Consider the following 9,428-nt stretch of genomic DNA (forward strand, 5'->3'; position numbering starts at 1 on the left):
TATACTACAACATTGAAAGGTCGAGTCAATGCTTTTATCATTCAAAACTGCACTAATTCCAAATAACCGACAGATTACAGCTTTTCGCAAGGCTTCTGGAGTAGCTAGACACGCCTATAACTGGGCAAATGCTCAAATCAAGGATATTTTAGCTGCTCAAAAAGAAGGCGAAAAACTTAAACTTCCCTCAGCGATTGACTTACATAAAAAGTTAGTTGCTGAGGTAAAATCTGAGCATATTTGGTATTACGAAGTTAATAAAAATATCCCTCAGAAGGCGTTAGCTGACTTACGCCAAGCATGGGATAGGTGTTTTAGGAAGACATCGAAACAACCCCGATTCAAAAAGAAAGGTCAACGTGATTCTTTCTATTTGGAGTCAGGAACTAAGGCGAAACCAGCAATTAAAAATGATAGTAAAAGAATTAAATTACCGTCAATTGGCTGGGTACGTTTAGCAGAACCTTTACCGATTACAGTAACTTATAATTGCGTGATTTCTAGACAGGCTGATAAATGGTTTATTTCTGTTAAATACGAAGTTGAAAAACCTCCTATACTTGCAGACAGACCGACCATTGGTGTTGACATTGGTATCAAAGAATTAGCAGTTTGCAGTAATGGTGAAGTATTCGAGAATCCTAAAGCCTACCGCCATAAAACTGAGAAATTCGGGAGTGAACTAATCCTTGTGGATCGGTTTTTTCCTAGTTCCCAAATATGCTCTAATTGCGGTAATCATCGTCATAAAATGCCATTAAAAAACCGCGTTTATGTTTGTCCTGATTGTGACTATAAAGCTGACAGGGACTTAAATGCAGCGCGTAATATTGACCGATGGTTTGTGGATATTTTTATCCCTGTAGCGTAGCGGTTCCTTTTAGGAACTACGGTCAGAAACGGTAAGTTCTACCGAGATTGCCTGTGGAGCGGAAAAACCTCTTAGAAGCCATTCTAAGACCGTGATGAAGCAGGAAGTAAACACTAAGGTTATCGCTGTCCAGATGTGTCTAGACTTTGGTAATTTTGGGTAAGTTTTATAGAACGGATATCTCTCTAGATAATCTGCTAATATCAAACAGCTACCCTAACATCCAATCACGCTTCTGCAAAAAATCACCACTGGATAGGGAAAATTGTTATGAACAGCAAAAACCCCATGTTCTCAAATCTGGCTTTAAAAAGTGCCATTTTCTTGTCACCCTTACTGCTATCAACGGCTTTTATCAGTGGGTATTCTGTGCCATCTGCTACTGCTCAGGTACTATTAAATCAGGAACGGGAAGAATTAGCGCGACTGCGACAAGAAACCAGAACTCAAAAACAAGTTCAATCTGATTTTGAACGGGCTTTTACTCGCACGAATACTTTGCTTAATATCTGGTTGACTATTTTAAGTTTATTTCCTGTGGCATTAATTGCCATGTTATGGTTTTTTCGTCGAGCAGTAATTAGAGAAATTGTCGAACGAGCAATGCAGCAAATTCAAGGAATTGAAAATTTGCAAACTCAATTAACTACGGTTCAAGCAGAAGCAAAAAAACTGATTCAAGCATCTAAAAATACTACTCAAGAATTAGCACAAGAAGTTAATACACTTAAACAAAAGATTCATGGTGAGGAAGAAAATTTATCTATTCTTTTATCTGATTTACCCAAATCAAAACAAGAGTTTTTAACAGCTTTGGAAATTGAAGTTAAATCTGCTCAAGAGAATATTAGTAATTTAGAGTTTAGATTAAATACTCAACTAGAACAATTAACCTTATCTGCTCAACAGCAAAAAATTACAATTGACAATATCAAAAAGTTAGAATTTGAGTTATTTTCTCAATTTACCCAACTCAAGTCAGAAGTAGAAAATCAAAAAGATATCGCTGTTAGTGATATTGAACAATCTCGCGCTGATTTGATATCTCAATTTCAAGAGTTAGAGTCGGAAACTCAACAAGAGAAATTTCATACTGTTGAGAATTTAGGGAAATTACAATCAGAATTTAATAATGAATTATCTCAATTTCAATTAGATGTTAAAAATCAAAAAGATATAGCTATAGGTAATATCGAAAACCTGAATAATATATTTAAGTCAGACATTACTGAATTAAAAACTGATACCCAAGTTAAAAAATATCAATTACTTGAGGATTTTGGTAAATTACAAAGCGAATTTTCTCAGCAACTTACAGAATTACAAAATAATGCTCAACAACGACAACAGCAAATTATTGAGAATTTAGAAAAGTCGGGTGGAGAATTTACATCTCAGTTTTCCGGTTTACAAAATGACGTGCAAAAACAGCAAGTTACTATTCTGGAAAATCTGCAAAAGTTAGAAATTGAATTTTCTCAGCAACTTACAGAATTACAAAATAATGCTCAACAACGACAACAGCAAATTATTGAGAATTTAGAAAAGTCGGGTGGAGAATTTACATCTCAGTTTTCCGGTTTACAAAATGACGTGCAAAAACAGCAAGTTACTATTCTGGAAAATTTACAAAAGTTAGAAATTGAATTTTCTCAGCAACTTACAGAATTACAAAATAATGCTCAACAACGACAACAGCAAATTATTGAGAATTTAGAAGAGTCGGGTGGAGAATTTACATCTCAGTTTTCCGGTTTACAAAATGATGTGCAAAAACAGCAAGTTACTATTCTCGAAAATCTGCAAAAGTTGGAAATTGATGCTCAACAATGTAAAGATATAATTCTCAAAGAGTTAGCGGAAATTACACCTACTCCAACACCAGAAAAAGCACCAGAACCATTACAACCAGAAGTTTCTATTGATGATTATATCAAACAAGCAGAAATGCTATTTTTAGAAAAACGCCATGAAGATGCTTTAGCTATTTACGAACAACTCATTAAAATTCAACCTGAAAATCCAGAAAATTGGCTGAAACGGGGGATAATTTTCAATCGTCTAAAACGCTATAAAGATGCTATAGCTTCCTATAATCAAGCCATTAAAATCAATCCTGAATATCATCAAGCTTGGTGTGATATTGGTGTGGCTTGTGGAAATTTAGGAAAACATCAAGAGGCTTTTAACTGTTTTGATAAAGCTACTAAAATTAAACCTGATGATGGAGTTGCTTGGGTAAATCGTGGTTTATCTTTGCTAGAATTAGAACGTTACGAAGATGCAGTTACTTCTTTTGATAAAGCTCTAGAATTTCAACCCAATTCTCCTAAAGTCTGGGATAAACGGGGTTACACTTTAGTAATGTTGGGAGAAGATGATCAAGCAATTATCAGTTTTGATAAAGCATTAGAAATTAAATCTGATTATCCTAGCGCATATTATCATAAAGCTGCCTGTTATGCACTCCAAAGAAAGGTGGAATTAGCTTTGGAAAATCTGCAAAAAGCTATGGAATTTAATCCCAGTTATCGAGAAGATGCTGCAACTGATATTGATTTTGATGACATTAAAAATGAGCCAGATTTTCAAACATTAATTCAGGGTTGATGTTAGAAAACCTACTGTGTTGGGTAACATACGTCAACCCAACCTTGTATCTTAGAGGTAGATGACATTGAGAACCAAATTTATATAGTACGAAATTACTATATTCGTGTTTGGCTGTCAACTACCACAGGAAATCCGTTGAAATCTACCCTGCGGTACTAGCTTTTCTGGCGCAAAAAATCAACAATTGTTCTTTCTTGACTAATTAATCTAGAAGATTTAAGATATACTTTCTTTTAAAGCATAATGCAGTTAGTTAAGACGCATATTTTTGTGACTTTTAATTGAGTTTTCACTCCTTTTTTACCTATGACAATTAAACTCACTATTCCCGGAATGGCTTGTTCTGCTTGTGCTAGTAATATAACCAAGGCAGTTAAAGCTGTTGATGCTAATGCTATTGTGGAAGCTGATCCTCAAACCAAGTTTGTCAATGTAGATACTCAAGCTTCAGAAACTGCTATTAAAGAAGCTTTGACTGCTGCTGGTTATCCTCCTGCTTAAAATCAAATCCCCGATTTCTTTGAGAAGTCGGGGATTTTGTTATTTCGGCTGAATATGATGGGAAATTTGGAAATTATTTGTCCTTCTGTTTTCATTTTGAAAAGTTATTTTAGATGCAATTAATCAATCAGATTTATAGATTGTTTTCGAGAATCTAGCCTTTTTATATAAGTTGTAAATTGACTATTTTTGGAGATTAGATAGTATTTGTGCGAATTGCGTCACAATATGTTAGAATTATAGCAAAATATGACAACTATTCAAAGTTAATTTGACATAATTTTGTCTTTTGTCAAGTTGAAGCCTAAAATCTACATTTTTTTGGAGTTTTCGAGTTTATGACAACCTCACAGGAGAGGATTATCCCGACGGATTTGCGAGGTGAAATGTCGCGGTCTTATCTAGAATACGCCATGAGCGTCATTGTAGGTCGGGCGCTGCCAGATGCTAGGGATGGTCTTAAACCTGTGCATCGTCGCATCCTCTATGCCATGCACGAACTGGGTTTACTACATGATCGCCCCTTTAGAAAATGCGCCCGTGTGGTCGGGGAAGTATTGGGTAAATATCACCCTCACGGTGATACAGCAGTGTATGATGCTTTGGTGCGGATGGCGCAGGATTTCTCCATGCGATCGCCTCTCATCAGTGGACATGGTAACTTTGGTTCAGTGGATAATGATCCGCCGGCGGCAATGCGGTACACAGAATGTCGTCTGCACGCCCTAACCAGTGTAGCCCTCCTCCAGGATATTGAAGCCGAAACCGTAGACTTTGCCGATAACTTCGATGGTTCTCAACAAGAACCCACAGTTTTACCCTCCCGCATTCCTCAACTTCTCCTCAATGGTTCTTCGGGGATTGCTGTGGGAATGGCCACAAATATTCCTCCGCACAACTTGGGAGAATTGATTGATGGATTAGTGGCACTAATTCACAATCCCGAAATAACTGACATTCAGTTAATGCAGTATATTCACGGTCCCGATTTCCCCACCGGAGCGCAGATATTGGGAGTCACTGGCATTAAAGAAGCTTATACCACGGGACGCGGTTCAATTACCATGCGGGGTGTTGCCAATATTGAAACCCTGACCCAACGCAACCGTCCCGAACGGGAAGCAATTATCATCACCGAATTGCCTTACCAAACCAATAAAGCGGCATTAATTGAAAAAATTGCCGAATTGGTGAATGATAAACGCATTGAGGGCATTTCCGATATCCGGGACGAGAGCGATCGCGACGGCATGAGAATTGTCATAGAATTAAAACGTGATGCCTATCCCCGCGTCGTTTTAAACAATCTTTATAAACAAACCCCTTTACAGTCTAACTTTGGGGCGAATATGTTGGCACTGGTCAACAGTGAACCCCAAACCCTGAACCTCAAACGTTTCCTCAGCGTCTTCCTAGATTTCCGTATTCTCTCCATTGAACGTCGGACTCGCTACGAACTCAGGAAAGCTCAAGAACGAGATCACCTATTGCAAGGATTATTAATTGCCCTGTCACGATTAGATGCAATTATTGTTTTAATTCGTCATGCACCAGACGCACCCACAGCCAAAGGTGAGTTAATTACCACCTACGGACTGTCGGAAGTGCAAGCAGACGCAATTTTGCAAATGCAGTTGCGACGATTAACAGCACTGGAAGCCGATAAAATTCGCCTGGAACACGACGATTTACAAGTTAAAATTACCGACTTAGAGGATATTTTAGCTAGACGGGAACGGGTGCTAGAAATCATTGAAACGGAAATTAGTCAAATTAAAACCAGCTTTGCCACACCCAGGAGAACAGTAATTACTCATGGGGAAGGAGACATAGATGATATTGATTTAATTGCCAATGAAAAGGCGATTATTCTAGTAACAGAACAAGGTTACATCAAACGGATGCCCGTCAACACCTTTGAATCTCAAAGCCGTGCTACCAGAGGAAAAGCGGGGGCTAAAGTCAAAGATGATGATACCATTGAGCATTTTTTGACCTGCTGCGACCATGATAGTATCTTATTCTTTAGCGATCGCGGAGTCGTCTACTGTCTAAGAGCATATCAAATTCCCGTCAGTTCGCGCACCAGTCGGGGGACACCGATTGTACAAATGTTGCCCATTCCCAAAGAAGAAAAAATTACCTCTATTGTCCCCGTAGACGAATTTAGCAGCGAAGAATATCTCGTCATGCTCACCAAAGGCGGTAACATCAAAAAAACCGTCCTGGAAGCATTTAGCCACATTCGCGCCAACGGATTAATTGCCATATCCTTAGAAGAAGGCGACCAACTGCGCTGGGTGAGAAGAGCCAGAGTTGAAGACAGCATCATTATCGGTTCGCGTCAAGGTATGGCCATTCACTTCCGCTGTACTCATGATCAACTGCGTCCCTTGGGTAGAGCCACTCGTGGTGTAAAATCCATGAAACTCAAGAACAAAGACGAACTCATAGGCATGGACATCCTACCTGCGGCTATTCTTGATACCTTAGCTACTGTGATAGAAGGGGAAAGCGAAGAAAGCGAAGAAACCGCAGAAATTGAAGAAATTGTAGAAACCGCAGAAATTGCCGAAATCGAAAATAGCGAGGAAATTGTAGAAGTCAGCAACGCCAGCAGTACCGGACCTTGGGTATTAGTCATTACCATGGGCGGTTATGGCAAACGCGTTCCCGTTTCCCAATTTCGACTGCAAAACCGTGCTGGTCAAGGTTTAATGGCCACCAAATTCAAAAACCGCAAAACCAAAGACAAATTAGCCACTTTGCGAATTGTCAACAGCGACGAAGAAATCATGATGGCCACCAATCGCGGTATCATTATTCGTCAAGCGGTCAATGCCATTTCTATCCAATCAAGATCAGCCACCGGAGTCAGAGTGCAACGTCTAGACGAAGATGATGCCATTACCGGAGTTGCAATTGTTCCCCCCGACACAGGAGACAATGGCGAACTAGAAGAAGCAGAATAGACAATTAATAAGATCCCCGACTTCTCTAAGAAGTCGGGGATCTGAATTGAATTACTTTATGTACTTTAGGACACAAGGAGATGATCAAACTCGGACAGCAACAGATTTCTAAATCCATTAAATATTATACCTTATCTTTTATCAGTGGCATATTCATGGGAACGACCGTTGCCCCTATTGGTGCATGGTTTCTAGCCTGGATTGCCCTTGTTCCCTTGTGGCTATTAGTTATTAAATATACATCCAAAACAGATCCCCCTGCCCCGCGCCCCGGGTTTCTGAGCGAAGTCGAAGGGCTGCCCCTTGCCCTAATTTGGGGTATCGGTTATCACGGAGTTGCCTTGTCATGGATTACAGGGATTCATCCAATGGATTGGTTAGGTGTCCCCTGGTTGCCTAGTTTAATTATTACCCTCCTTTGTTGGGCATTTATTAGCCTTTGGGGGGGGATATTAGTCTCTGTTTGGGCAGCTTTAATGGTGCGTCTAGATAGGGGAAATCCTTGGTTGCGTGTTCTCATTGGTACAGCCATTTGGTGTGGCTTAGAAAGCCTCTGGAGTGCAAGTCCTCTATGGTGGAGTTCTCTGGCTTACACTCAATCACCGCAAAATCTCGTAATTTTACATTTAGGACAGCTTTCAGGACCAAATACTGTTACTGCGGTAATTGTGGCGTTTAATGGGTTAATTGCGGAATATCTCACGCAGAGACGCAAAGGCGCAAAGGAAGAAAGAATTACTATTTATTCGGCTCTTTCTCTATTTATTTTGGCTCATTTAATTGGTTTTATTCTCTATAGTCAACCGTTGACGGAAGGTGCGAATACGGCTATAAAAATCGGTGTTATCCAAGGTAATATTCCTAATAAAATTAAGGTTCTTCCTGAAGGTTTGCGGCGGGCGATTACAGGATACACTGAAGGATATTTAAATTTAACTAATCAAGAGGTCAAAGCTGTTCTTATTCCAGAAGCTGCTATACCTATTTTTTCCCGTGATTTACTTCAAACTCCTTTATTCGCAGCTATTCGGGAAAAGGGTGTAATAGCTTGGATAGGTGCATTTGGTGAACAAGGAAGTAGTTATACAAATAGTTTATTTACGGTTCTTGGGAATGGGGCAATTACTAGCCGCTATGATAAATCTAAACTTGTGCCATTGGGAGAATATATTCCTTTTGAAAATATTTTAGGGGGAATTATTCAACGTCTATCACCGCTAGAAGCACACCAAGTTCCGGGTAAAGCCAAACAAATTTTTGATACTCCTTTCGGAAAAGCAATTATTGGTATTTGTTATGAATCTGCTTTTGCGGAAAACTTCCGATATCAAGCTTCTATGGGGGGAAAATTTATGCTCAGTTCTTCCAATGATGCCCATTATACGGCAGCAATGGCAAATCAACATCATGCCCAGGATATCATGCGGGCAATTGAAACTGATAGATGGGCTGTGAGGGCAACAAATACAGGTTATTCGGCATTTATTAATCCTCATGGGCAAACTCTCTGGAAATCGGCTTATAACACCTACGAAACTCACGCAGAAACTATTTATCCTCGTCAAACTCGGACTTTATATGTGCAGTGGGGTGATTGGTTGACCCCTTTATTGTTGCTTCTAAGTGCTTTAATTTGGCTTTTTTGATTTCCTCTCTACTGTATTTTCTCGTCCCAATAGAAAGTGGTCTGAAAATAGAAGTATTTGCTTGCGGATTAAGACTATCGTTTAGAGGTTGTTTGAAAAGTATTATATTAAACCAGTAATCTCCAAAAACCTAACCCCCCTACCCCCCTTCCCTGCAAGGGAATGGGGGTTTTAAAGCCTCTCCCCTTGCAGGGGAGAGGTTTGGAGAGGGGTCAGTCTATACATTCAAAACTTTTCAAACACCCTCTTAAACTATCATCTATTTTTTTGCGGAGTGATGATAAAAACATTATGTCATTTCCTAGATCAGAAACTTCATCTTCATATTCATCCAAGTCTTCAATTTGATTGATTCTTTCTTGGTATTTTACCATCAAATTATCAACAGCTTCGATCATAAATTTGATGTCTTTAAATGATAAATCCATAGCTAATTCCTTCTAGAGATGATTGTCACTACTATTCATTAACTTTAGAGAAATATGTGCCTATCTGTTGCAATACTTCTTTATAATCCTCCAATGGCATATCTTGAATGGGTTTCCACAGCCAATGATTATCATAGTCATTAACTAATTCTAGCTGTTCTGGTATTTTTGTTCCTGCTTGTAATTGCCACCAATTTTTACCATATCCTGGATTAGCAAATGTTGATATTCCGCCTGTTGATTCCCCATCTGCTAAAGTAGTCATAACCCACACAGGGGAAACGCATCTAAATTATCTTGACAGAATACTATATTAGTGCATCAATATGGGAAAATATCTAACTTCATTCAAAATCTGATAAATTCCTTTATTAAAATTATAAAAATTTCATAAATT

At 38.9% G+C, this 9,428-nt stretch carries 7 protein-coding genes; 5 read left to right on the top strand and 2 right to left on the bottom strand.

Translation table 11 applies throughout. The annotated features are described in order from the left end of the window. The first annotated feature begins 28 nt into the window (after positions 1-28). The 5 genes from FJR09_RS22280 (at position 29) to lnt (ending at position 8,603) form a co-directional block, all read left to right on the top strand. Positions 29-871 (top strand): RNA-guided endonuclease TnpB family protein, encoded by an 843-nt coding sequence (locus FJR09_RS22280; RefSeq protein ID WP_168654188.1) that lies wholly within the window; start codon positions 29-31, stop codon positions 869-871. A 270-nt stretch (positions 872-1,141) separates the two neighbouring features. Further along, positions 1,142-3,481 (top strand): tetratricopeptide repeat protein, encoded by a 2,340-nt coding sequence (locus FJR09_RS22285; RefSeq protein ID WP_168654189.1) that lies wholly within the window; start codon positions 1,142-1,144, stop codon positions 3,479-3,481. A 309-nt stretch (positions 3,482-3,790) separates the two neighbouring features. Then, positions 3,791-3,985: a heavy-metal-associated domain-containing protein gene (locus FJR09_RS22290; RefSeq protein WP_168651910.1), complete on the top strand. Its 195-nt coding sequence runs from the start codon at positions 3,791-3,793 to the stop codon at positions 3,983-3,985. A gap of 338 nt (positions 3,986-4,323) precedes the next feature. Beyond that, positions 4,324-6,957: a DNA topoisomerase (ATP-hydrolyzing) subunit A gene (gyrA, locus tag FJR09_RS22295; RefSeq protein WP_168653418.1), complete on the top strand. Its 2,634-nt coding sequence runs from the start codon at positions 4,324-4,326 to the stop codon at positions 6,955-6,957. A gap of 80 nt (positions 6,958-7,037) precedes the next feature. Further along, positions 7,038-8,603, top strand: coding sequence for an apolipoprotein N-acyltransferase (lnt, locus tag FJR09_RS22300; protein WP_168653419.1), 1,566 nt, complete (start codon positions 7,038-7,040; stop codon positions 8,601-8,603). 212 nt (positions 8,604-8,815) lie between these two features. Here the strand turns inward: lnt and FJR09_RS22305 are convergent, their stop codons facing one another. After that, positions 8,816-9,031: a hypothetical protein gene (locus FJR09_RS22305; protein ID WP_015083176.1), complete on the bottom strand. Its 216-nt coding sequence runs from the start codon at positions 9,029-9,031 to the stop codon at positions 8,816-8,818. Between the two features lie 31 nt (positions 9,032-9,062). Continuing rightward, entirely contained in the window at positions 9,063-9,296 is a 234-nt protein-coding gene (locus FJR09_RS22310; protein ID WP_174782907.1) for a hypothetical protein, read from the bottom strand. Positions 9,297-9,428 lie beyond the last annotated feature (132 nt).

Source organism: Dolichospermum sp. UHCC 0406 (assembly GCF_009712025.1).
Classification (GTDB): domain Bacteria; phylum Cyanobacteriota; class Cyanobacteriia; order Cyanobacteriales; family Nostocaceae; genus Dolichospermum; species Dolichospermum lemmermannii.

Excerpts from the sequence above, each read along its gene's own strand:
- FJR09_RS22290 (WP_168651910.1), top strand. The coding sequence starts at position 3,791 with ATGACAATTAAACTCACTATTCCCGGAATGGCTTGTTCTGCTTGTGCT.
- lnt (WP_168653419.1), top strand. The coding sequence starts at position 7,038 with ATGATCAAACTCGGACAGCAACAGATTTCTAAATCCATTAAATATTAT.
- FJR09_RS22305 (WP_015083176.1), bottom strand. The coding sequence starts at position 9,031 with ATGGATTTATCATTTAAAGACATCAAATTTATGATCGAAGCTGTTGAT.
- FJR09_RS22280 (WP_168654188.1), top strand. The coding sequence starts at position 29 with ATGCTTTTATCATTCAAAACTGCACTAATTCCAAATAACCGACAGATT.
- FJR09_RS22310 (WP_174782907.1), bottom strand. The coding sequence starts at position 9,296 with ATGACTACTTTAGCAGATGGGGAATCAACAGGCGGAATATCAACATTT.
- gyrA (WP_168653418.1), top strand. The coding sequence starts at position 4,324 with ATGACAACCTCACAGGAGAGGATTATCCCGACGGATTTGCGAGGTGAA.
- FJR09_RS22285 (WP_168654189.1), top strand. The coding sequence starts at position 1,142 with ATGAACAGCAAAAACCCCATGTTCTCAAATCTGGCTTTAAAAAGTGCC.